General features: G+C 32.8%; 22 protein-coding genes. 17 read left to right on the top strand and 5 right to left on the bottom strand.

All coding sequences use genetic code 11. The features are described from left to right. Nucleotides 1-16: 16 nt before the first annotated feature. Complete coding sequence (gene mqo, locus ACVBED_RS05090) at nucleotides 17-1,522, bottom strand: malate dehydrogenase (quinone) (RefSeq protein WP_447119062.1); 1,506 nt, start codon at nucleotides 1,520-1,522, stop codon at nucleotides 17-19. A 220-nt stretch (nucleotides 1,523-1,742) separates the two neighbouring features. On the opposite strand from mqo, the gene ACVBED_RS05095 reads away from it, so the two are divergent. Next, on the top strand, nucleotides 1,743-2,141 hold the full coding sequence (locus ACVBED_RS05095; RefSeq protein ID WP_447119064.1) for a hypothetical protein: 399 nt from the start codon (nucleotides 1,743-1,745) through the stop codon (nucleotides 2,139-2,141). 4 nt (nucleotides 2,142-2,145) lie between these two features. Here ACVBED_RS05095 and ACVBED_RS05100 read toward each other — a convergent pair whose 3' ends face one another. Beyond that, the gene (locus ACVBED_RS05100; protein WP_447119066.1) at nucleotides 2,146-3,186 is read right to left on the bottom strand and encodes an NAD(P)H-dependent glycerol-3-phosphate dehydrogenase; all 1,041 of its coding nucleotides are present in this window, start codon (nucleotides 3,184-3,186) and stop codon (nucleotides 2,146-2,148) included. Between the two features lie 280 nt (nucleotides 3,187-3,466). On the opposite strand from ACVBED_RS05100, the gene ACVBED_RS05105 reads away from it, so the two are divergent. Beyond that, entirely contained in the window at nucleotides 3,467-4,342 is an 876-nt protein-coding gene (locus ACVBED_RS05105) for a M23 family metallopeptidase (protein WP_447119068.1), read from the top strand. A 56-nt stretch (nucleotides 4,343-4,398) separates the two neighbouring features. Here ACVBED_RS05105 and lysS read toward each other — a convergent pair whose 3' ends face one another. Next, nucleotides 4,399-6,099: a lysine--tRNA ligase gene (lysS, locus tag ACVBED_RS05110; RefSeq protein WP_447119070.1), complete on the bottom strand. Its 1,701-nt coding sequence runs from the start codon at nucleotides 6,097-6,099 to the stop codon at nucleotides 4,399-4,401. 198 nt (nucleotides 6,100-6,297) lie between these two features. Here lysS and ACVBED_RS05115 point away from each other — a divergent pair, with 198 nt between their 5' ends. The 5 genes from ACVBED_RS05115 to ACVBED_RS05135 all read left to right on the top strand — a co-directional run bounded on the left by ACVBED_RS05115 (nucleotide 6,298) and on the right by ACVBED_RS05135 (nucleotide 13,011). Next, on the top strand, nucleotides 6,298-6,681 hold the full coding sequence (locus ACVBED_RS05115) for a hypothetical protein (protein ID WP_473094609.1): 384 nt from the start codon (nucleotides 6,298-6,300) through the stop codon (nucleotides 6,679-6,681). 120 nt (nucleotides 6,682-6,801) lie between these two features. Further along, a complete protein-coding gene (locus tag ACVBED_RS05120) occupies nucleotides 6,802-9,972 on the top strand; it encodes an efflux RND transporter permease subunit (RefSeq protein WP_473094610.1) in 3,171 nt (1,056 codons plus the stop codon). An 88-nt stretch (nucleotides 9,973-10,060) separates the two neighbouring features. Continuing rightward, entirely contained in the window at nucleotides 10,061-11,284 is a 1,224-nt protein-coding gene (locus tag ACVBED_RS05125) for a TolC family protein (RefSeq protein WP_447119074.1), read from the top strand. Nucleotides 11,285-11,300: 16 nt separating this feature from the next. Next, nucleotides 11,301-11,870 carry a cytochrome b/b6 domain-containing protein gene (locus ACVBED_RS05130; RefSeq protein WP_447119076.1) on the top strand — a complete coding sequence of 190 codons (570 nt, stop codon included), beginning with the start codon at nucleotides 11,301-11,303 and terminating at the stop codon, nucleotides 11,868-11,870. 16 nt (nucleotides 11,871-11,886) lie between these two features. Next, a complete protein-coding gene (locus ACVBED_RS05135; RefSeq protein WP_447119078.1) occupies nucleotides 11,887-13,011 on the top strand; it encodes an efflux RND transporter periplasmic adaptor subunit in 1,125 nt (374 codons plus the stop codon). 57 nt (nucleotides 13,012-13,068) lie between these two features. Here the strand turns inward: ACVBED_RS05135 and ACVBED_RS05140 are convergent, their stop codons facing one another. Continuing rightward, nucleotides 13,069-13,275 (bottom strand): hypothetical protein, encoded by a 207-nt coding sequence (locus ACVBED_RS05140; RefSeq protein ID WP_447119080.1) that lies wholly within the window; start codon nucleotides 13,273-13,275, stop codon nucleotides 13,069-13,071. 392 nt (nucleotides 13,276-13,667) lie between these two features. Here ACVBED_RS05140 and ACVBED_RS05145 point away from each other — a divergent pair, with 392 nt between their 5' ends. The 9 genes from ACVBED_RS05145 to lipB all read left to right on the top strand — a co-directional run bounded on the left by ACVBED_RS05145 (nucleotide 13,668) and on the right by lipB (nucleotide 21,778). Next, on the top strand, nucleotides 13,668-15,086 hold the full coding sequence (locus tag ACVBED_RS05145) for an anthranilate synthase component I family protein (protein WP_447119468.1): 1,419 nt from the start codon (nucleotides 13,668-13,670) through the stop codon (nucleotides 15,084-15,086). A 74-nt stretch (nucleotides 15,087-15,160) separates the two neighbouring features. After that, a complete protein-coding gene (locus ACVBED_RS05150) occupies nucleotides 15,161-15,730 on the top strand; it encodes an anthranilate synthase component II (RefSeq protein ID WP_447119082.1) in 570 nt (189 codons plus the stop codon). An 11-nt stretch (nucleotides 15,731-15,741) separates the two neighbouring features. Beyond that, nucleotides 15,742-16,725 carry an anthranilate phosphoribosyltransferase gene (trpD, locus tag ACVBED_RS05155; RefSeq protein WP_473094611.1) on the top strand — a complete coding sequence of 328 codons (984 nt, stop codon included), beginning with the start codon at nucleotides 15,742-15,744 and terminating at the stop codon, nucleotides 16,723-16,725. Nucleotides 16,726-16,727: 2 nt separating this feature from the next. Next, nucleotides 16,728-17,513: an indole-3-glycerol phosphate synthase TrpC gene (gene trpC, locus ACVBED_RS05160; RefSeq protein ID WP_447119084.1), complete on the top strand. Its 786-nt coding sequence runs from the start codon at nucleotides 16,728-16,730 to the stop codon at nucleotides 17,511-17,513. Then, a complete protein-coding gene (locus ACVBED_RS05165) occupies nucleotides 17,510-18,208 on the top strand; it encodes an aspartate/glutamate racemase family protein (protein WP_447119086.1) in 699 nt (232 codons plus the stop codon). Before trpC ends, ACVBED_RS05165 begins: the two co-directional genes overlap by 4 nt. Before the next feature lie 12 nt (nucleotides 18,209-18,220). After that, nucleotides 18,221-18,871 carry a phosphoribosylanthranilate isomerase gene (locus ACVBED_RS05170; RefSeq protein ID WP_447119088.1) on the top strand — a complete coding sequence of 217 codons (651 nt, stop codon included), beginning with the start codon at nucleotides 18,221-18,223 and terminating at the stop codon, nucleotides 18,869-18,871. A gap of 10 nt (nucleotides 18,872-18,881) precedes the next feature. Beyond that, nucleotides 18,882-20,060 carry a tryptophan synthase subunit beta gene (gene trpB / locus ACVBED_RS05175; protein WP_447119470.1) on the top strand — a complete coding sequence of 393 codons (1,179 nt, stop codon included), beginning with the start codon at nucleotides 18,882-18,884 and terminating at the stop codon, nucleotides 20,058-20,060. A gap of 195 nt (nucleotides 20,061-20,255) precedes the next feature. Continuing rightward, nucleotides 20,256-20,993 (top strand): tryptophan synthase subunit alpha, encoded by a 738-nt coding sequence (gene trpA / locus ACVBED_RS05180; protein WP_473094612.1) that lies wholly within the window; start codon nucleotides 20,256-20,258, stop codon nucleotides 20,991-20,993. Nucleotides 20,994-21,055: 62 nt separating this feature from the next. Beyond that, nucleotides 21,056-21,778 carry a lipoyl(octanoyl) transferase LipB gene (gene lipB / locus ACVBED_RS05185; protein ID WP_447119090.1) on the top strand — a complete coding sequence of 241 codons (723 nt, stop codon included), beginning with the start codon at nucleotides 21,056-21,058 and terminating at the stop codon, nucleotides 21,776-21,778. Nucleotides 21,779-21,810: 32 nt separating this feature from the next. Here lipB and ACVBED_RS05190 read toward each other — a convergent pair whose 3' ends face one another. Continuing rightward, nucleotides 21,811-22,101: a putative quinol monooxygenase gene (locus tag ACVBED_RS05190; RefSeq protein ID WP_447119092.1), complete on the bottom strand. Its 291-nt coding sequence runs from the start codon at nucleotides 22,099-22,101 to the stop codon at nucleotides 21,811-21,813. Between the two features lie 116 nt (nucleotides 22,102-22,217). Between ACVBED_RS05190 and ACVBED_RS05195 the strand changes: the two genes are divergently transcribed. Then, complete coding sequence (locus tag ACVBED_RS05195) at nucleotides 22,218-23,546, top strand: dihydrolipoamide acetyltransferase family protein (protein ID WP_447119094.1); 1,329 nt, start codon at nucleotides 22,218-22,220, stop codon at nucleotides 23,544-23,546. The last annotated feature ends 270 nt before the right edge of the window (nucleotides 23,547-23,816 follow it).

Raw genomic sequence — 23,816 nt, forward strand, 5'->3', positions numbered from 1 at the left:
TGCGAGAGTAATTTTTTCAATCATAATCTAATTCTAAAACCTCTTTGGAATAATTTCTGATTTTCTCAGTTAATTCTGCGTTTTCAGATAATTTCTGACCATAACTTGGAATAATTTCTAATAATTTTTCTTTCCATTCATTTTGAAGTTTCTCGGGGAAACATTCTTCTAAAATATGAATCATCGCATGAGCAGCCGTCGAAGCGCCCGGTGAAGCACCTAAAATGGTGGCAATTGTCTTATTTTCATTAATCACCACTTCAGTTCCGAATTCTAACTTCCCACCCGTTTTTTCATCTTTTTTAATAACCTGTACGCGTTGTCCGGCTAATATCAATTCCCAGTCTTTTTCATTTGCATTTTTTACGAACTGTCTTAAAGCAGCAATCCGTTGAGATTTTGTCATCGCAACTTGCTGAATTAGATATTTAGTTAAAGGTAAATTATGCCACCATGCGCCAAAAAGTGAGCGAATATTAGAGAAATTAATACTTTCCGGCAAATCTAAGTAACTACCTTCTTTTAAAAATTTGGTTGAAAAACCTGCAAATGGCCCAAAAAGTAAAGATTTTTTGCCGTCGATAATTCGTAAATCTAAATGCGGAACACTCATTGGCGGAGCATCTAAACCCGCCTGTGTGTAAACTTTCGTTTGATGTTGCGCTATTAATTCTTCATTGTGAGTCACGAGCCATTGTCCGGAAACTGGAAAACCACCATAACCAGAACTTTCTTTAATATCTGAACTCTCTAAAAGTGGTAATGCATAACCGCCGGCGCCGACAAACACAAATTTTGAAAACACTTTTGTGCTTTTACTGGTCATTCGGTTTTTGACTTTCATTTGCCAAGTGCCCTCTTTTTCTAAATTTAAATCTTTTACTTCATGATAAAGAAAAACATCTACCAACGAATCTTCGGCTAAAAAACGGCCCATTTTTCTTGTTAAACTTCCAAAATTAACATCGGTTCCCAAGTCCATTTTTGTAGCTGCTAAAACTTCATTTTCTTTTCTTTTAGACATAATTAAAGGAATCCATTCTTTTAATTGCTGATGTTCCATGGAAAATTTCATGCCTTTAAATAAATTGGAAGTAACCATTTTATCATGGCGTTTCTTTAAATATCCCGCATCTTTTTGTCCAAAAACTAAACTCATGTGCGCACAGGAATTAATGAAATCTTTGGGTTTATCAATATGTCCTTTAGAAATTAAATAAGACCAAAACTGTTTCGACACTTCAAACTGTTCTGCAATACTTTCTGCTTTAGAAATATCGATTGTTCCGTCTACATTTTCGGGTGTATAATTGAGTTCACAAAACGCAGAATGACCCGTTCCGGCGTTATTCCACGCAGCAGAACTTTCTTTTGCAAATCTTCCTAAACGTTCAAAAATCGCAATTTTTAAAGTGGGTTCAAACTCATGCAACAAGGTTCCCAAAGTTACACTCATAATTCCGCCACCGATTAAAATAACATCGTAATGGCTTTCAGGAATTCTATTGGTCAATTCGTTCATTAAATAAATTATGCCACGAATTTCGGAAAAAGTTTTGTTTTAGGGAATTAATTAGGAATTAAATTTATTTGCTGTGGGAAAATTTGTTGCTTATATTTGAAATTAAATGAAAATAAATCTTTTTAATAAAATAAATCTAAGAAATTTATTTCTTCAGTTTTTTGCTGTTTATTTTTTGGCGCTCTCCTTTAGAACTTTTGCATGTTTCCAAAATATAAAAATGACAGAAATCATTGTTGGTAGCAATAATGTAGATGAAATAATGAATAGTGTTAGAAGTGCAAATCTTAATGGAAATGACATCTCTTCTTTTTTATTAACGGGATTATTCAGTGGTTATTTGGCCGTTTTATTTGGAATTTTAATTTCTCTAATAATTAATTACCTTCAAAAACTCACAAGATTAAACTTGTTTTTAATAGCAATTATAAACTTATCACTTTTGTATTACCATAAAGATTTTAATAAACCCGGATATTATCTAGGTCTGAATTTTCTGAATGTAGATATGAAGTCTAATATTTTAACAACTGGATTATTCTTTTTTATAATTTCAACTTTAATTTTTTATTTAAGTTGGAAATTATCTTCGAATAAAGAAAATTTAGAGGTTATTTAATATTTTAATTCAACTTCAGCGTCAATTTTTTAAACAATTTCTCAGCGCTTTTTTCCTGATAAAGAACTTCATAGATCATATTGATGATCGGTAAATCCAAACCTTTTTCTTTGCCTGTTTTGTAGACAGAATCGGCAGCGTAATATCCTTCGGCGATCATATTCATAGATTGTATGGCAGATTTTACGGTGTAACCTTTACCAATTAAATTACCCAAACTTCGGTTTCTTGAAAATAAAGAATAAGCAGTCACCAATAAATCGCCGAGATAAGCGCTTTCATTAACATCACGCGGTTCTTCATAGATCGCTTCCAAAAATTTTTCCATTTCACGAATTGCGTTTGACACAAAAACAGCTGCAAAGTTATCACCATAACCCAATCCACTCGCCATTCCCGCACCGATGGCGTAAATATTTTTTAAAATAGCGCTGTATTCATTGCCTAAAATATCTTTGCTTGTATGAACATTGATAAAATCTGAAGCAAATAATTTCTTCAAAACTTCACCAACCTGATCTTCTGCAGTTGCGATGGTGAGATAAGACAAACGTTCCATCGCGACTTCTTCCGCATGACAAGGTCCTGCGATCACAGCTTGACACTTAAAACCAATGTTAAAAACATCCCGCAAATAATGTGCAACCACATCATTATGCTTCGGCACGATTCCTTTGATGGCAGAAACAAAAACTTTACAGGAATAATCGCAAGTCATTTTTTCTAAAGCATCCGAAAGGTAAATGGACGGCGTTGCCAGGACAATTACGTCAGAATTTGAAACTAACTCATTAATATCTGTTGTGATGGCTAAATTTTCTTTTTTAAAACTAACAGAAGTCAGATAAACCGGATTATGACCGCGAAGTTCGATAGCGCCTTTAACAAATTCATTTCGTACACACCAATGCACTTTTTCACTATTCTCAACCAGCATTTTCACAATTGCGGTCGCGAAACTGCCACTTCCAACCACACCAACCCGAGGTAAACCTTCTGAATATATTTTACAGGTGGATTTTTTTTCAGTGCTAGTTTTTGCCATAATTTTTATCTGAGGAGCACAAATATAAGAATTTAAGTGAATTTGTTTTAAATTTTGAACCCGCGTAAATTTTATGATTAAAATCCTGCACGAAATAACGTTTAGAAAATCTGATTTAAATTGTACAGAATAAAAGTATTTAAAAGATATTTCTGTGAATATTAACGTTTTAAAAATTAATTTTTTATTGAAAAAAATCCTAAAGTTTGTTAAATCTTAATTTTACTTGCAATAAATATTTACTTTTGCGATCTAAAAAAATCAAACTTCTTATTTTAATATGAAACAATTTTTAAAAAGAAAGAAAAATATAAATATACTTTTAGGCGTTTTTTTATTTTTAATTTTTTCGCAGAGCATTATAATTGCAAGATTTTATTCTGAAAGAAATGATAAAAATTATCAGGTTAATTTACTTCCGATAAGCACTCAAAAAGACAGTATTGATTATTCTAAAATGAAAACTGATCTTGGCCAAATTGATACATCTATCAGAAATTTACATCAATTTTTAATTTCAAAAAATGTAGAAGATAATGCAATCAGTTTCTTGGCAAAAGACAGTTTAGAAGATGCCGTTTATCTTTCCAACCAAAGCAATCACTACAGCAAATATTTAGTAAATCTTCAAAATAAATTACAAACAATTCCTTTGGGATTACCGACTGACGGCTATATTTCTTCTAATTTTGGGAAAAGAGTCAATCCGATTCCGACAAGAATTGTAATGTTGGCTTCAGTTTCAACTTCAAAAGCAATTCAAAAGGACAGTTTAGTGAATTCTGGAAAATCAAATGCTGACGCTGCAAAAAATACTGGGAATTCTTCGCCCGAAGCAGATCAAATGCAGTTTCATAAAGGTCTAGATATTGCGGTTGCTTATGGAACTAACGTAAGATGTGCTGCAGCTGGAAAAGTTATTTTTTCTGGAGTAAAAGGCGGTTACGGAAATTGCATAATTGTTTCTCATGGAAACGGTTTAGATACACTTTATGGACATCTTTCCGAACTTTTGGTTAAAGCAAACGACCTAGTAAAAGTAAATGATGTGATTGCAAAATCTGGAAATACAGGTCGCTCAACGGGACCGCATTTGCACTATGAAGTGCATAAAAATAATACGCCGGTCAACCCGAGATTATTTTTAAATTTATAAAATAAAAAATCCTGAAAGTCAATTTTCAGGATTTTTTATTAGATATTTTTTAAAGTTTAAACCATTTCCACAGTCACGCCTTCTTCCGTTTTCTCAATTTTTATCAAATTGTTTTTGGCTAAATTTTTAGAAGATTTATCCCATTTTTTACCCGAAAATTTAGATTGTTCTTTTAAATCATTCAAAGACATTTCTCCGTTATTTTTTGATAATAAACTTAAAAGCAATTCATCATCTTCTGATAATTCTACTTTTTCCAAAACTTTTTCCGGTCGCATTTGAGGGAAGAATAACACTTCTTGAATACTTTCATTATTCGTTAAAAACATGATCAAACGGTCCATTCCGATTCCCATTCCAGAAGTTGGCGGCATCCCGTATTCTAAGGCTCTCAGGAAATCTTCATCTATAAATTGTCCCGCTTCATCGTCTCCCTTTTCCGCTAATTTTAATTGTTCTTCGAAACGTTCTCTTTGGTCAATCGGGTCATTTAATTCTGAATACGCATTTGCAATTTCTTTCCCACAAACCATTAATTCGAAACGTTCGGTCAAACCTTCCTGTGTTCTGTGTTTCTTTGTTAAAGGGGACATTTCGATCGGATAATCGGTAATAAAAGTGGGCTGAATAAAGTTTGCTTCACATTTTTCCCCAAAAATCTCGTCGATTAATTTTCCTTTACCCATCGTTTCATTCACCTCAATTCCGATCGATTTTGCAAAATCGAAAAGTTCTTGTTCAGATTTTCCGGTAATATCAAAACCTGTGTATTTTATGATCGCTTCCGTCATAGAAACTCTCGCGTAAGGTGCTTTAAAATTAATTTCATGATCCCCAAATTTCGCGTCAGTCGTTCCATTTACGGCGATAGCGCAATGTTCAATCATTTTTTCGGTAAAATCCATCATCCAATAGTAGTCTTTATAGGCTACATAAATTTCCATAACGGTGAATTCCGGGTTATGCGTTCTGTCCATTCCTTCATTTCTGAAGTTTTTTGAAAATTCATAAACACCATCAAAACCGCCAACAATTAATCTTTTTAAATAGAGTTCATTTGCAATTCTCATATATAAAGGAATGTCCAAAGCATTGTGATGCGTCATAAAAGGTCTGGCCGCAGCACCACCTGCAATCGCTTGCAAAACAGGAGTTTCTACCTCAATATAACCTGCGTCATTGAAAAACTGACGCATTGCATTGTACATTTTGGTTCTTTTTAAAAATGTTTCTTTCACGTGCGGATTAACGATTAAATCTACGTAACGCTGTCTATAGCGTAGTTCCGCATCATTAAAAGCGTCGTAAGTTTTCCCATCTTCATCAGTTCTTGGTTGTGGAAGTGGTCTTAAAGTTTTGGTCAATAAAGTGAAATTCGTTACTTTAACTGTCATCTCACCGACTTGTGTGGTAAATAATTCGCCTTCAACTCCAATAATATCTCCGATATCCAAAAGGTGTTTGTAAACTTCATTATACAAAGATTTATCTTCACCCATACAAATCTCATCTCTATTAAAATAGACCTGAATTTTACCAGAAGAATCCTGTAGTTCAGCAAATGACGCTTTTCCCTGAATTCTTCTAGACATTAATCTTCCTGCAATTTTTACTTTTTTGCCTTCAGAAAAATCATCTTTTATTGATTTTGAACTCTCCGTTATTTTATACTCTTCTGCGGGAAAAGCATTAATTCCTAAAGCATTTAATTTGGATAATTTCTCTCTGCGAATAACTTCCTGTTCTGATAATTGCATCTTTTATAACTTTTTAAGTCTGCAAATTTACTGATTTTTTCACGATAATAGTATCTTGACAATTCTGAAACTTTGATTCAATTTAACACTACTATTTACTAAATTTAAGTTTTTAATAAAATAATTTACCTTTATTTTTAATCATTCCAAATTTATTAATTCTTAATTTTTTCGAACTATTATGTTTAAATTTACACCGTGAAAAAATGGATTCTTTATTTTATGGTTTTTACATATCTAACTTCTTTCTGTGAGGTAAGGCAAATTGTGAAATTGCCAAATTTAGTGAGTCACTACATCACGCATAAAATTGCAAATCCATCAATTACGATTTACGCTTTTTTTAAAATGCACTATTTAGATAAGCAAATTAAAGACAAGGATTATGTAGATGACATGAAATTACCTTTTAAAACGCATGATAATTTCACGTCATTTCTTACATTAAATATTCCGCCTGAAAAGGCCTCTATTAATACTCCATATCCACTAATTTACGTTGATTATTCTACTAATTTTTCTTATTCTGAAAAATTCTATCCTTCTATTTTTCCAAAAATTTGGGAACCTCCAAAAATATAATTAAACACTCTATGGTGTTATCTAATGTCAAATTGTAAAGTTTGACAATCCTTAAGTTGTACTCAAATTTCAGTGTTTTTAGAATTTTATATTCTGAAAACGCACACAAATCCTATTTAAATGCTTAATAAAATCATAGAATTTTCTATAAAGAATAAATTGATCGTCATCCTAATGACTTTTGGTTTAATAATCTATGGACTATTCGAACTTACAAAACTGCCAATTGATGCAGTTCCCGATATAACAGATAATCAGGTTCAGATTATTACAGTTTCCCCAAGTTTGGGTGCGCCAGATATTGAGCGTTTTATCACTTTTCCTTTAGAACAAATAAATTATAATATTCAGGGAATCAAGCAAATGCGAAGTTTTTCACGTTTTGGTTTATCCGTTATTACTATTGTATTTAATGATGATGTTGATTTAATGGTAGCTCGTCAACAAGTTGCAGAAAGACTGCAACAAATTTCAAAAGATATTCCTACTAATTTAGGTGTGCCGCAAATGGCCCCGATTTCCACCGGCCTCGGTGAAATTTATCAATATGTTGTCCGGCCGAAAAAAGGGTATGAACACCGCTACGATCCAATGGAATTACGAACTATTCAAGACTGGAGCGTACGCCGGCAATTGCTTGGAACACCTGGCGTCGCTGATGTTGCCAGTTTTGGTGGCAATTTAAAGCAGTATGAAGTTGCGATAAATCCGTCCATTTTAAAATCGATGGGTGTTACAATAACCGAAGTTTTTAGCGCACTTCAAAAAAATAACCAAAATACGGGCGGCGCATATATTGAAAAAGGACCGAGCGTTTTATTTATCAGAACGGAAGGTTTAATGAATAAAATCCCTGACATTGAAAACACTGTTGTCAAAAATTTACCGGATGGAACGCCCATTCTAATTAAAAATATCGGTAAAGTTCACTATGGAAAAGCCATTCGTTATGGTGCGATGACTTACAATGGTAAAGATGAGGTTGCCGGTGCCGTTGTGATGATGATGAAAGGGGCGAATTCAAATGAAGTCATAAAAGAAGTTAAAAGTAGAATTACAAAAATTCAAAAAACACTTCCGGAAGGTGTAAAAATAGAACCATTTTTAGACCGGACAAAAATGGTAAATAATTCAATCGGCACGGTAAGCAAAAACTTAATGGAGGGTGCATTAATTGTAATTTTCGTTTTGGTTTTATTTTTAGGAAATTTCAGAGCAGGACTTTTAGTCGCCTCGGTAATTCCTTTAGCAATGCTTTTTGCTATAATCATGATGAATATTTTCGGGGTTTCCGGAAACTTAATGAGTTTAGGGGCACTGGATTTTGGTTTAATTGTCGACGGCGCCGTGATAATCGTTGAAGCAATTCTGCACCGTTTTAAACATTTAAATAAATTAAATGACCAGAAAATTTCTCAGGACATGATGAATCGCGAGGTTTACACATCGTCAAGTACAATGATGAACTCTGCAGTTTTTGGCCAAATCATTATTTTAATTGTGTATTTACCAATTTTAACCTTACAAGGTATTGAAGGAAAAATGTTTAAACCAATGGCGCAAACCGTAATTTTTGCACTTTTAGGCGCGTTTATCCTCTCTCTAACTTATATTCCTATGATGAGTTCTATTTTCTTATCTAAAAAAATAAGTCACAAGAAAAACTTTTCAGATAAAATGATGGAAAAGTTAGAGTCTTTCTACCACCGTTCTTTAAACATGGTTTTAAAAATTAGAAATCTAGTGTTCTTTGGCATTATTGGTCTTTTCTTCATTTCTTTATTTGTAATGTCAAGATTAGGCGGCGAGTTTATTCCGAAACTTCCAGAAGGTGATTTTGCCGTTGATACAAGGGTTTTACCTGGAAGTAATCTCAAAACTTCTACCGAGGCACTTTTACATTCACAACGTGTTTTATTAAAAAAATTCCCGGAAATCGAAAAAATTGTGGGGAAAACTGGAAGCAGTGAAATTCCCACCGATCCAATGCCGATTGACGCCAGTGATATGATGATAATTCTGAAACCACGCGCAGAATGGACTTCTGCAAAAACCTACGATGAACTTGCGGAAAAAATGTCTGCGGAATTGAAGAAAAATATCATTGGCGTCACCTACTCTTTTCAATATCCTGTCGCCATGCGTTTTAATGAATTAATGACTGGTGCAAGACAAGACGTAGTTTGTAAAATTTACGGAGAAAATCTTGACACTTTAAAAGTATATGCTGAAAAATTAGGTGCGATTTCAAAGACCATAAATGGGGCTCAAAACATCTATGTGGAGCCGATTTCCGGAATGCCACAGATTGTTATTTCTTATAAACGGGAAGTACTTTCACAGCACGGACTTAATGTAGAAGACGTGAACAATATCGTGAATACTGCGTTTGCGGGACAAGCAACAGGTTCTGTTTTTGAAGGCGAAAAGAAATTTGATCTGGTCGTTCGTTTAGATGGCGAGCAACGCAAAAATGTAGAAGACGTCAATAATTTGCTAATTTCTACACCATCTGGAATTGAAATACCACTAAGTTCTGTCGCCAATGTTGAACTTAAAGAAAGTGTAAATCAGATTCAGCGGGAAAATGCGCAGCGCCGAATAATTGTCGGTTTCAATGTCAGAAATCGCGATATTCAGTCGACGGTGGAAGATTTACAAAAAGTGGTCGATAAAAGTTTTAAACTTCCACCGGGTTATTCCATTACTTATGGAGGAACTTTTGAAAATCTTCAGCAGGCAAAATCCCGCTTAATGATTGCCGTTCCAGTCAGTTTATTACTGATTTTATTAATGCTTTATTTCGCTTTTAATTCTGTAAAATATGGGCTGTTGATTTTTTCTGCAATTCCACTTTCGGCAATTGGCGGTATACTTTCCCTATGGATTCGAGGGATGAATTTTAGTATTTCTGCCGGTGTTGGGTTTATTGCACTTTTCGGCGTTGCAGTTTTAAATGGAATTGTATTAATCGCTGAATTTAACCGTCAAAAATTAATTCATTCAGATTTAAAAGATGTTGTAAGAATTGGTGGAAAAACCAGATTACGTCCAGTATTAATGACGGCATTTGTTGCTTCACTCGGATTTTTACCAATGGCACTAAGTACTGGGGAAGGTGCAGAAGTGCAAAGACCTTTAGCTACGGTTGTTATAGGCGGATTACTTTTAGCTACGTTTCTAACACTTTATTTTTTACCGTTAATTTACATTTGGTTTGAAGAACATTTTCCTGATGGACGACAAAAAATTAAGGAAATAACTAATGAAGAAGATGGTTATAACGAATAAAATAAAAAGTGTTTTTGGGACAATAACTTCCGTCTTCCGCTTTCAAAACGAAAAATAAGTTTCGATGATTCAAATAAAAATTAAATAAATGAAACATTTTATAAAAATAACAATATACTTTTCAGTATTGATAGGAATTCAACTGAAAGCACAAACCCAGATCTCGCTAGAATCTGCTTATGAAAAAGCCTTTCAAAACAATCTGAATTTAAAGAACGGTCAACTTCAGATTGATTACCAGGATAAAATTAAAAATTCTTATGCCGTGGTTGATCCATTGAATATTGCCGGTGAAATGGGACAAATTAATTCAGCCTACAACGACAATAAATTTTCAGTTAATCAAACGTTGAGATTACCAGGTTTTTACAGCAGCCACAAACAGGTATTAATAGAAGAATGGAAAAATTCGATGCTAAGTTTAGACGTTCAAAAATGGCAACTAAAAAAGCAAATCGCTTTAGTTTACAATGAATTGAATTATCAAAACGAAAAAGAAAAACTTCTTTTGAGAACAGATTCTATATATATCAATTACTACCAGCGCGCAGAACTTCGTTTAAAGAAAGGCGAAAGTAATATTCTTGAAAAAACAACTGCTGAAAATTACAGAAGTCAAGCCGAAATTCAATTAGAAAATCTTAAGAAAGACAGACAGGTTTCATTGTATCAATTTAATTATTTGCTTAATGATAAAATTCTATTCAGCAATGAAAGCTCAAATTTTTATAATTTAAATATTCAAAATCAAGATCTCAATTATGAGGGGAATCCTATCGTTTTAAAACAATTGGCACAGCAAAAAAATATTGAATTAGCAAAATTGAAAGCTGAGAAATCCAAACTTTTACCAACTGTGAATTTCACTTATTTTAATTCCAGCTTTTATGGGAATGGTCCTGATAATAAGTTTTATGACAGATCAACCCGTTTTAATTCCGGAATGATCGGTTTGGGAATTCCACTTTTTAACGGGGCTCAAAAATCTGTTATTGAGGGGCAAAAAATTAATCAACTCATTGCAGAAAACAATTACGAAATAGGTTCTCGATCACTCAAAAATCAATATGTTATGTTATTTGGTGAATCTGAAAAGCTTAAAAGTGAAACGGATTACTACAAAACCAAAGGTTTGAAAAATGCAGAAATAATTATGAAAACTGCGAACAGACTTTATTTTGAAGGTGAAATTAATTATCTGGAATGGTCAATTCTCATTAATCAAAGTTTAGACGTTCAAAATAAATTGATTGACAGTCAAAAAATGCTGAACGAGAAAATAATTCAGTTAAATATTCTTACCCAACAATAATTTAAAATTAATTAAAATGAAAAAATATACAGTTGCACATCGTTTATTACATTGGATTTTATCTTTGGGAATGTTGGTCACATTTATCACAGGATTTCTTAGAATGAATTGGATGAGTAAACAAGCAGTTTCTACTGCCGTTACAAAGAATCTAACCATCTCAAACTTAAATTTAGATAAATTAGGTTTTGGCGTAATCTTTCACTCGCTGCTAGAGCCAATGTTCAAATGGCATGTTTATTTTGCCTACGTTATCACTTTTGCATTTATAGCAAGAATAATCTATATGATTGTAAAGGGAATAAAATTTCCAAACCCATTTTCTAAAATTAATACAAATAAAGAGAAATTTCAAGGTTTTGTCTATCTCGCATTTTATATGTTGATTGGATTGCAAATAATAACGGGCGCAATTTTAAAATTTGATTTAGGTTCAGAATCTCTAATTAATTTATCAGAAACAGTGCATAAATTTGCTGTGTATTGGACTCCAATATTTATACTCTTGCACTTTGCAGGAATCGCAATTGCAGAAAATACTAACAAAAAAGGAATTACCTCTAAAATGATCGGCGGAGATTCTTAATAATCAACTTTTAATAATGAAAAAATTACTTTTAATATTTACAAGTCTTTTAATTTTGTCCTGTTCTAAAGAAGAAAAGGCAAAAGAAACTAAGACTTCAGTCAATGGCAACCAAATTACTTTAACAGATTTACAAATTAAAAATTCCAAAATTGAAACAAAAAATTTAGATAAACTTGATATCGCTCATAAAATTGTTCTCACAGGTCAAATCGACGTTCCACCACAAGGAATGGCGAGTGTATCTGCACCGAGCGGCGGTTACGTGAGAGTTTCTCGATTTATGCCTGGGAATTATGTACAAAAAGGACAAACTTTAGCAACATTAGAAAATCCGGAATTAGTTCAACTGCAGCAGGATTATCTTTTAGCAAAATCTAATCTTAAATATGCAAACCAAGATTATTCCCGACAAAAAGATTTAAATGAAAGCAAAGCAAGTTCTGATAAAGTCACTCAAAAAGCATTTAACGAAGCTCAAAATCAAAATATTATAATGAAGGGAACTGCCCAAAAATTAGCTGCTTTAGGAATAAATCCCAATTCTTTAAATGCCAATAATATTCGACGTGCTTTTGCCGTCATATCCCCTATTTCAGGTTATGTTTCCACTGTAAATATTAACATTGGACAATATGTTTCGCCAACCGATAAAATGATTGAAATCGTTAATACTGGCGATCTGCATTTGGCTTTAAAAGTATTTGAAAAAGATTTGGGTAAAATTGCTGTGGGACAAAAAGTATTCGCATACACCAATCAAAATACGAAAAAAAAATACGAAGCACGCGTTTTTATTATCGGTAAAGATTTTAATGCAGATCGAAGCGTTTTGGTTCATTGTCATTTTGTGGATAACAGTTTATCTTTGTTACCTGGAACTTTTATGAATGCCGAAATGGAGGCAGATTCTGAAAAAGGTTTGGTAATTCCTGAGGAAGCAATCGTTACCTGGGAAGAAAAACAGTATATTTTTGAAGAAATAAAACCGAAAACTTACAAAATGTTTCCTGTGACTATCGGAAATTCGGAAAATGGTTTTTCTGAACTTTTAAACTTCAAAAATGGTGACGAGAAAAAGAAATTTGTCACCAAAGGTGCCTATCATCTCCTGATGTCACTTAAAAATGTGGAAGAATAAAAAAAAAGGTCCTTCAAATTGAAGGACCTTTTTTTTAAATAACAAAGTTGTTGAAATTTATTTAGCCATTTTTGTACTGTCTGCTTTCATCGGCATTGCTGCTGCAGAAGAATCCATTGGCTGCGCCATTTTAGTAGAATCTGACATCATTGCTGTGCTGTCTGGTTCTGCCATCATAGTGTTGCTTTCTTTTGCATCAGTCTTCTTTGAACATGCTGTAAGCGTTAGTGCGCCGATAAAAGCCGCTACGAATAATTTTTTCATAATAATTAATTTTTAAATTCTTTCAAATGTAATGTTAATTTTTGCCAAAGCACAATATTTTTTATATTTTATTCAGTTATTTCGAAAATCTTTTATAAATTTGTGCCACAATTAATCTGATAAAATTAGAATTAATAATGAAAAATTTAAACAAAAATTGGTGGTGGCATTTCAACTCTTCGCGGGTCTGAAATACATTTATTTTGTTTAATTTTAAAAAAAATAAATTAAGATTTTATAAGACTTTAGCGATATGTTAAGGTCTTTTTTTATGTCTTAAAATCAAATAAATTTAAAATTAGTTATGAAATCGCCACTTGTAATTGTAGTTTAAAAATACAAATTAAGATAGGCGATAGCATATGTCCAAAAAAAATAATAAATATTACCGTATGAAGTTTTCTCAGAAAATTAATTATAAAACTACCGTAAAAACTACCTTAAGCGACCTTTTCACACCTGTGGGAATTTACTTGAGATTACGTGATCAATTTCGCGACACCGTTCTTTTAGAAAGCGCTGGAAATCAAAATACGCAGAATAATTTTTCTTTTATTGCCGTGAATGCAATCGGTGGAATTGAAATAAAAAACTTCAATGAAGCGGAAGTTAAATTCCCTTTAGAACCTTCTTTTAAGCTGAATTTAAAAGAGGAAAAATTAATAGAGGTTTTACAAAATTTTTGTGAATGTTTCAATGGTGAAAATCCCGATCACGATTTGGGAAAATCGGCGCAAGGTTTATTTGGCTACACAAGTTATGACGCCATTCCATTCTTTGATAAAATAAAATTTAAAGAACAGTCGGAAGAAAATAAAATTCCCCTATTACGATACCGGTTTTATCAGTTTATTATTGCCATTAATCACTTTAACGATGAAATGTTTTTGATCGAAAATAAAATTAAAGGTTTAAAATCTGAAATTTCAAAAATTGAAAATTTAATTAATCAAAAAAACGCCCCTATTTTTCCTTTTGAAAAAGTAGGCGATGAAAAATCTAATCTTACAGACGAGCAATACCTGGAAAATGTGGAAAAAGGCAAAAAACATTGTTTTCGTGGTGATGTTTTTCAATTGGTTTTAAGCAGAAGATTTGAACAAAAATTTCAAGGTGATGATTTTAATGTGTATCGCACTTTACGAAATATTAATCCGTCACCTTATCTTTTTTACTTTGATTACGGCGATTATAAAATATTTGGTTCTTCACCAGAAAGTCAACTCATTATTAAAGACGGAACAGCAATTATTCACCCAATTGCGGGCACTTTTAAACGAACAGGCGTTTTAGAAGAAGATCTAGCCGCCGCAGAATTGTTAAAAAAAGACCCGAAAGAAAACGCAGAACATACGATGTTAGTAGATTTAGCACGAAATGATTTAAGCATTATCGGCAAAAATACAACGGTTACAAAATTAAAAGAAATTCAGTTTTTCTCGCACGTCATTCATATGGTTTCAGAAGTGACAGCAGAAGTTTTACCTAATCAAAATCCTTTCGAAATGATCGCAACTACTTTCCCACAGGGAACTTTAAGTGGCGCGCCAAAATTCAAAGCGATGGAATTAATTGATGATTATGAAAAAACCTCTCGCGGTTATTACGGCGGCTGTTTAGGTTTCGTCGGTTTTGATGGCAGTTGCAACCAAGCTATTATGATCCGAACTTTCCTTAGTAAGAACAACACTTTGTTTTACCAAGCCGGCGCAGGAATTGTCGCAAAATCTTCCGCTGAAAATGAACTTCAAGAAGTAAATAACAAATTAGGCGCTTTGAAAAAAGCAATTATAAAAGCAGAATCAATTTAAAAATTAAATATAATAAGTACAATGTAAAATGTGTTTTTTACTTTGTACATTATACTTTATACAATATTACAAATATGAAAATCTTAGTCTTAGATAATTACGACAGTTTTACTTACAATTTGGTTCAAATGATTGAAGAAATCGTGGGAGAGAAAATTGATATTTTTCGAAATGATGAAATCACTTTGGAGGAAGTCAAAAAATATGATAAAATTATATTGTCGCCTGGTCCCGGAATTCCCGAAGAATCTGGTATTTTATTAGATTTAATTAAAACTTATGCGCCTACAAAATCTATTTTCGGCGTTTGTATGGGCTTGCAAGCAATTGGCGAAGTCTTTGGTGGAAAATTAATTAACCTTTCAGAAATATACCATGGGGTTGCAACTGAAGTTAAAATTTTAAACAAAAACACTCAGATTTTTAAAAATTTTCCTGAAACTTTTGAAGCGGGACGGTATCATTCCTGGGCAATTTCTACCGAAAATTTTCCTGATGAATTAGAAATAACGGCAATTGATAAAGACGGAATGATAATGGCTTTGCAGCATAAAACTTACGATATTCAGGCAGTTCAATTTCATCCCGAAAGTATTTTAACGCCAAAAGGAAGAGAAATTTTAGAAAATTTTCTAAAGAATTAAGATTTAAAATAATGAAAGAGATATTACAATATTTATTTAATCACAATACGCTCACAAAAGTAGAAGCGAAAGCAATCTTAACAGAAATTGCACAAAATAAATTTAATGATAGTGAAGTGACTGCTTTTGTGACAGTTTTCCTTATGCGAAGTATTACTTTGGAAGAACTGGAAGGCTTTTGCGAGGCTTTAATGCAACTTGCTGTAAAGGTAGATTTAGGCGAAAATTTAGCAGATATTGTCGGGACCGGCGGTGACGGAAAAAATACCTTTAATATTTCTACATTGGCAAGTTTTATAGTTGCTGGTGCTGGACAGAAAGTGGCAAAACACGGTAATTATGGCGTTTCAACAGTTTCGGGTTCGTCTAATGTTCTTGAAGAATTAGGCTATAAATTTAAAGATAATGAAGCAGATTTAAAACAAGATTTAGAAAAAGCGAATCTTTGCTTTTTGCACGCACCACTCTTCCACCCCGCTTTAAAAACTGTTGCACCGTTAAGAAAAGGACTTGGTTTGAGAACTTTTTTTAATATTCTGGGACCACTCGTAAATCCGACACAACCAGAATTTTCAGTAATTGGTGTTTATAATTTAGAAATCGCCAGGTTGTACCAATATTTACTTCAAAAACAAAACAGAAATTTTAGTTTGGTGCATGCTTTGGACGGTTACGACGAGATTTCTTTAACTGCAGACACAAAAATTATTACTAAAAATGGTGATGAAATATTTGCACCGGAAGATCTGGGATTTAAAAAAATAGATGCTGATCAAATTCAAGGTGGTGATTCCAAAACAGAAAGTGCAAAAATCTTTAAAACTATTTTAGAAGGAAAGGGAAGTTTTGAACAGAATGCCGTAGTAACATCGAACGCAGCAATAGTTTTAGAATGCACACAGCAATTTGGTGATTATGAAAGTTGTCTCGATTTAGCAAAAGAAAGTCTGGAAAGTGGAAAAGCACTCAATTGTTTAACGGCTTTAATTAATTAAAAATGAATATTTTAGATAAAATAATTGAACATAAAAAAGAAGAAGTTCGGAAAGCAAAATCTGAAGTTTCTCTAAGTGAATTAATGGATTCCGAATATTTTGGAAAAACAGGAAAATCCTTGAAAGAAACTTTAAAAGAAAAAACCGGAATTATTGCAGAATTTAAAAGACAATCGCCTTCTAAAGGTATTATAAATGATCAATCTGATGTTTTGGAAGTCGTAAGTAATTATGAAAAATTTGGAGCAAGCGCAGTTTCAATTTTAACTGATTATCATTTTTTCGGGGGAAGTTTAGCAGATATTTCGAAAGTTAGAAAATCCACCGATATTCCGATTTTACGCAAAGATTTTATGGTGGATGAGTATCAGTTTTATGAAGCAAAATCTATTGGTTCAGACGTTATTCTGTTAATTGCAGCGAATCTTTCAGTTTCTCAAGTACAAGAATTTACAGCGCTTTCGCATCAGATGGGTTTAGAAGTTTTACTGGAAATACATGATGAAGCAGAATTAAAACATATCAATAATGATATCGATTTTGTTGGCATTAATAACCGAAATTTAAAAGATTTTAAAGTGGATTTGCAACATTCTATTAATCTTAAAAATCAATTACCAAAAGATATTTTGAAGATTGCAGAAAGCGGAATTTACAGTGTTGAAGATTTTAAGTTTTTAAAAGAAAAAAAATTCGATGGCTTTTTGATGGGTGAATACTTTATGAAAACTGAAAATCCGGGAGCAACTTTTGAAGAATTTACTAACCACTTTAACTTTACAACATGAAATTAATTGGACTTTTAGGCGGTATTAGTTGGGTTTCTACAGCAGATTATTATAGATTAATCAACCAAGGTATTAACGATGAATTAGGAGAACTTAATTTTTCTGAATGCTTGATTTATTCTTTTAATTATGAAGAAATCAAAAAAAGCACAGACATTAATGATTGGGGAAAAATTTTTGATATGCTTTTTGATGCTGCTCAGAAATTAAAAAATTCTGGTGTAAAAGCGCTCGTATTATGCGCAAATACTATGCATTATGTTGCAGATCAACTAGAGAAAGAAATCGGTCTGCCCATCATAAACATTGCAACAGAAACCGCGAAGGAAATTAAAAAAAATGAATTAAAAAAAATAGGATTACTTGGAACTAAGTTTACAATGGAGCTGGATTTTTTCAAGTCTAAACTTACAGAAAAAGATATTGAAACAATAATTCCTAATGATAAAGATAGAGAATTTATTCATCAATCGATTTATGCTGAACTGGGAAAAGGTATAATCAATCATAATACTAAGGAAAAATATCTTGAAATAATTGACAGACTGATAAGCAATGGAGCGGAAGGAATAATTTTAGGTTGCACCGAAATTCCTTTAATTATCAATCAAAGTGATGTGAAGGTTCCCATTTTTGATACCGCTTTAATTCATTCGAAAGCAATTGTTGAATTTCAATTAAATAAAGAATTTTAAACTAAAATTGAAATGAACATAAAAGTTTGCGGTTTAACCAAAATTAATCAAATTGAAGAATTAATTTCTTTGAAAATTGATTTTTTGGGACTTATTTTTTATGAAAAGTCACCGCGTTTTACTTTAAATAATTTGACTTTAGACGATATTAAATCTATCAAATCAAATTCTAAAGTGGGCGTGTTTGTGAATGAAGAAATTGAAAAAATAGTTGAAATTTCTGAGAAAGCAGATTTAAATTATATTCAACTTCATGGCGATGAAAATGAAGATTTTATTGCTGAATTAAGAGAAAAATTAGATGATAAAATAGAAATTATTAAAGTCATACGAATTGGAAATCAAGATAAGGTAGAATTACAAAATATAATTGATCAGCAATCCTCATTTATCAATTATCTTTTGTTTGACACAGATTCAAGCGCCTTTGGTGGAACAGGAATAACTTTTGATTGGCAACTATTAAATGATATAAAAATTCCGAAACCGTATTTTTTAAGCGGTGGAATTACTGCAGAAAATGTAGAAAATATTAAAATATTAAACCAAAAACCTTTCGCTTTAGACATCAATTCAAAATTTGAAATGGAACCTGGAAATAAAGACTTAGAGAAAATTAAAAAATTTAAAAAAAATATAGAATTAAATAAAATAATAATATAAAATGGAAGCAATTAAATATCAAAACCCTGACAAAGACGGCTATTACGGTCAATTTGGTGGCGCTTTCGTGCCAGAAATGTTGTACCCAAATGTGGAAGAATTACAAAATCAATACTTAGAAATTATTGAGTCTGAAGAATTCCAAAAAGAATTTAGATATCTTTTGAAAGATTACGTGGGACGCGCCACACCACTTTATTTAGCGAAAAATTTAAGCGAAAAATATAACACCCAAATTTATCTAAAACGGGAAGATTTAAATCACACCGGCGCACATAAAATTAACAATGCGCTTGGTCAGGTTTTACTCGCAAAAAAATTGGGTAAAAAAAGAATTATTGCAGAAACCGGTGCGGGTCAACATGGTGTTGCAACGGCAACCGCCTGCGCTTTGCTCGGTTTGGAATGCATCGTTTACATGGGCGAAGTTGATATTGCGCGTCAAGCACCAAATGTCGGAAGAATGAAACTTCTGGGCGCGACAATAATTCCGGCAACTTCGGGGAGTAAAACCTTAAAAGATGCCGTGAATGAAGCACTTCGCGACTGGATTAACAATGCCACGACCACGCATTACATCATCGGAAGTGTGGTTGGTCCGCACCCGTTTCCAGATTTAGTGGCTAGATTACAAAGTGTAATTTCCGAAGAAATAAAATGGCAGTTGAAGGAAAAAATCGGTCGGGAAAATCCGGATTATGTCATTGCTTGCGTCGGTGGCGGAAGTAATGCAGCAGGTGCGTTCTATCATTTTTCAGAAGAAAAAGATGTGAAATTAATTGCAGCAGAAGCAGGTGGTTTCGGTCTGGAATCTGGCAAATCCGCGGCAACAACTTTCCTGGGAACTTTGGGTATTTTGCATGGTAGTAAAAGTATCGTAATGCAAACAAATGATGGGCAAGTTATCGAGCCCCACTCTATTTCGGCAGGTTTAGATTACCCAGGAATTGGACCTTATCACGCTAATTTATTCACTCAAAATCGGGCAGAATATTTTAGTATTACAGATGATGAAGCATTAAAATCTGCGTTTGATCTGTGCAAAATCGAAGGCATTATTCCAGCCTTGGAAACAGCGCACGCTTTATCGGTTTTTGATAAGAAAAAATTTAAGGAAGATGACATCGTAGTCGTGTGTTTGAGCGGTCGTGGAGATAAAGATCTGGACACTTATTTACAGTATATTTAGAATTGTTTGGGCGCCTTTTTCCGCCCTCCGTTCCCAATCTTTTTATTGTCATTGCGAGAAGAGTGAAGCAATCCGTTGAACCTTTTTGCAATCGCAATAAAAACAAAAAGTATTTCCACTCAGGTCGGGGCGCGGTTTACGCAGTTTTCACTTTTTAGTTTAATTAATAAAATTACTTTTAAAACAAATTTTGCAATGTCAAAAAAATTAAATATATACTTCACGGCGGGAATTCCTAAGTTGGATGACACCACAGAAATCATGAAAATAATCCAGGATTCTGGTGCCCAAATGATGGAAATCGGGATGCCTTATTCAGATCCGGTCGCAGATGGACCAGTTATTCAAAAAGCGCATGAATTGGCCTTAAAAAATGGAATGTCCATTAAAAAATTATTTGAGCAATTGAAATCAGTGAAAGAAGAGATTAAAATTCCAGTAATTTTAATGGGCTACATTAATCCTGTTTTAAGTTTTGGTTTTGAAGCGTTTTGTAAAAATTGCTCAGAGGCAGGCGTAACTGGTTTAATTATTCCAGATTTACCACCAGTAGAATTTGAAAGAAATTATCAGAAAATTTTAGAAAAATACAATCTTAATTTTACTTTTTTGGTGACGCCAGAAACTTCAGATAAAAGAATAAAATATTTAGATGGATTAAGTTCAGGATTTCTTTATGCCGTAAGTTCTTCTTCCACAACTGGAAATGATAATAAAGCGGTCAACAACGAAGATTATTTACAAAAACTTTCAGAAATAGATTTTAAAAATCCTGTTTTTATCGGTTTTGGTATTAAAGATAAAAAAGATTTTGATGCAGTAACAGAGAAATCTGAAGGTGGAATTATCGGAACCGCATTCGTAAATGTTTTGCTTCATGAAGAAGACTGGAAAGAAAAATCTGCAGCTTTTATTCATAGCATACTAAATTAATTTTCTTAATTTTACTTTTTTAAATTAGTAAAGAAGGTGATTAGTAATAGAAAGTTAGAAAAATGACAGCAATACAAAATAGAGTTTTACAATTTGAAGATTTAGGTTTAACGGATTATCAAACGGCGTTTGATTATCAGGAAAATTTAATGAAATCTATCATTGAGCAAAAACTTAAAAACCGCGACAGAACAGACGGTTTATTTGAAGAAACTCAAAATTATTTATTATTTGTAGAGCATCCGCACGTTTACACTTTAGGAAAATCTGGCGACGAACATAATATGCTCGCCAATTCAGAAAAATTAAAAGAAATCGACGCCACTTTCGTTAAAACCAATCGTGGAGGCGATATTACTTACCACGGTTTCGGGCAATTGGTTGGCTACCCAATTATAGATTTAGATAATTTTAAATCTGACATTCACCTTTACATGCGAAATTTGGAAGAAGTCATTATTCGAACAATTGCAGAATACGGATTAAAAGGTGAACGTTCTGAAGGTGAAACTGGTGTATGGCTGGATGTTGGAAAACCTTACGCAAGGAAAATTTGTGCTTTAGGTGTAAAAACATCTAAATGGGTCACGATGCACGGTTTTGCCTTAAATGTCAATACAAATCTCGCTTATTTCGATTATATAATTGCCTGCGGAATTAAAGACAAAGGCGTTACTTCTTTAAAAGCAGAGCGGGAAAATGAATTTTCTGCAACCGAAATTATAGAATTAAAAAATAAAATTAAAACACATTTTGAAGAGGTTTTTGAAGCAGAAATTAATTAATTTTTCTACTTAAAACTTTTTTTTAGTTAATTTTAAAAGGCTTTTCTACCTTTATAAACAACTTGCGATTGCAAAATATCCTTTATCCCGGAAATAAATTCTTTAAAATGAGAAGTTTGCATATGTTTATTATGAAATTCTTTATTTTCCCAAACTTCATTTAGAAAGAAAAAAGCATCTCTTTCTTGATCTTCAATCATTTCAAATCTGATGCAACCCTCTTCTTTTACAGTTTCAGCGACCATATTTTCCATTAATTTTAGGGCTTTTTGCGCATCTTTAACTTTAAACTCAAAGGTAGCAACGACATGGACGTGTAACATAAATTTCAATTTTATTTAAATCTTTATATTATAAATATAATAAAAATATTATTGAAAAATTCATTATTTTATAATGAATAAAATTTTTTATCTTTGTGGAAATCATAATAAATAAAATGGCGGAATACAAATTATTACTCCCATCGATGGGCGAAGGCGTGATGGAAGCAACGATCATCGATTGGCTTTTCTCAGAAGGCGATATGGTAAATGAAGATGATTCTGTAGTAGAAATTGCAACCGATAAAGTAGATTCTGATGTTCCGACGCCAGTTTCGGGGAAAATTATAAAATTATTAAAGCAGAAAGATGACGTTGCGAAAGTTGGTGAAGCTATTGCGATTTTAGAAACTGCAGGTGGCGATAATTCAACGGATGAAAGTAGCCCAGTCGAAAATATTAAAATAGATGAGAATTCTGAGGTTGTAAAAGGTTTGGAAGATTCAATAAACAGTTCAAGATCTGAAACTGGAAATAGCCCATCAAGTACCGAAAATGCAGGTTTTCTTTCTCCTTTGGTAAAATCTATTGTCCAGCAGGAAAATATTTCAAACCAAGAGCTTGAAAGTATTAAAGGAACTGGTTTAGAGGGCAGAATTACTAAAGAAGATATTTTAGCATTCGTCTCAAGCAGAGGAGATGTAAAAGCTCAAAATAATACTTCGGAAAAAACTCAAGTCGTTTCCACACCCGCAATTCCTCCAGCGGTTCAAAACGTTCCTATTAAATTAAACGCAGGTGACGAAGTGATTCAAATGGATCGCGTGCGAAAAATTATTGCAGATGCGATGGTTAACAGCAAAAAAACATCACCACACGTGACTTCATTTATTGAAAGTGATGTGACAAATGTGGTAAGATGGCGCAATAAGCATAAAGATCTTTTAATGAAAAGAGAAGGTGAAAAACTGACATTTATGCCAATTTTCGTTCATGCAATCGTAAAAGCGATTCAGGATTTTCCAATGATCAATGTATCCGTAGACGGAGATAAAATAATCAAGAAAAAGAATATTAATATTGGAATGGCCACTGCTCTTCCTGATGGCAATTTGATCGTTCCCGTAATTAAAAACGCCGATCAACTCTCTCTTTTAGGTTTGACAAAAGCAATTAACGATTTGGCTTTTAGAGCGAGAAATAAAAAATTAAGACCAGAAGATACGCAAGGTGCTACTTATACTATTTCAAATGTGGGTGGTTTTGGAAATTTAATGGGAACACCAATCATCGCACAGCCTCAGGTTGCAATTTTAGCAGTTGGTGCGATTGTGAAAAAACCAGCAGTTTTGGAAACCAAGGACGGCGATGTTATTGCAATTAGAAACCTAATGTTTATGTCGCATTCTTACGACCATCGCGTGGTAGACGGATCTTTGGGCGGAATGTTTTTAAAACATGTGCACGATTATTTAGAGAATTGGGATTTAGATACAGAAATTTAAAACTTTTAAACCTTTGACATTCTCAAAGGTTTTTTTTAATATTATTTTTTGATCTTCTTTAGGCAGTAATTTCCGCGTTGCGCTTTTAATATTTATTTAAAAAAAAGAATTTTTGTTCAAACCTAATGACGACGTTTCATAATTCAAATAATAAATTAATATTTACTATCAAGCCGGGCTGCAATTTTGGACATTTAATTAAAGCAATCTTCATGATAATAAGATTAATAAACATTCAAAATTTTAAAGTGTTTATTATTGATTTCACTT

The organism is Halpernia sp. GG3 (genome assembly GCF_052976925.2).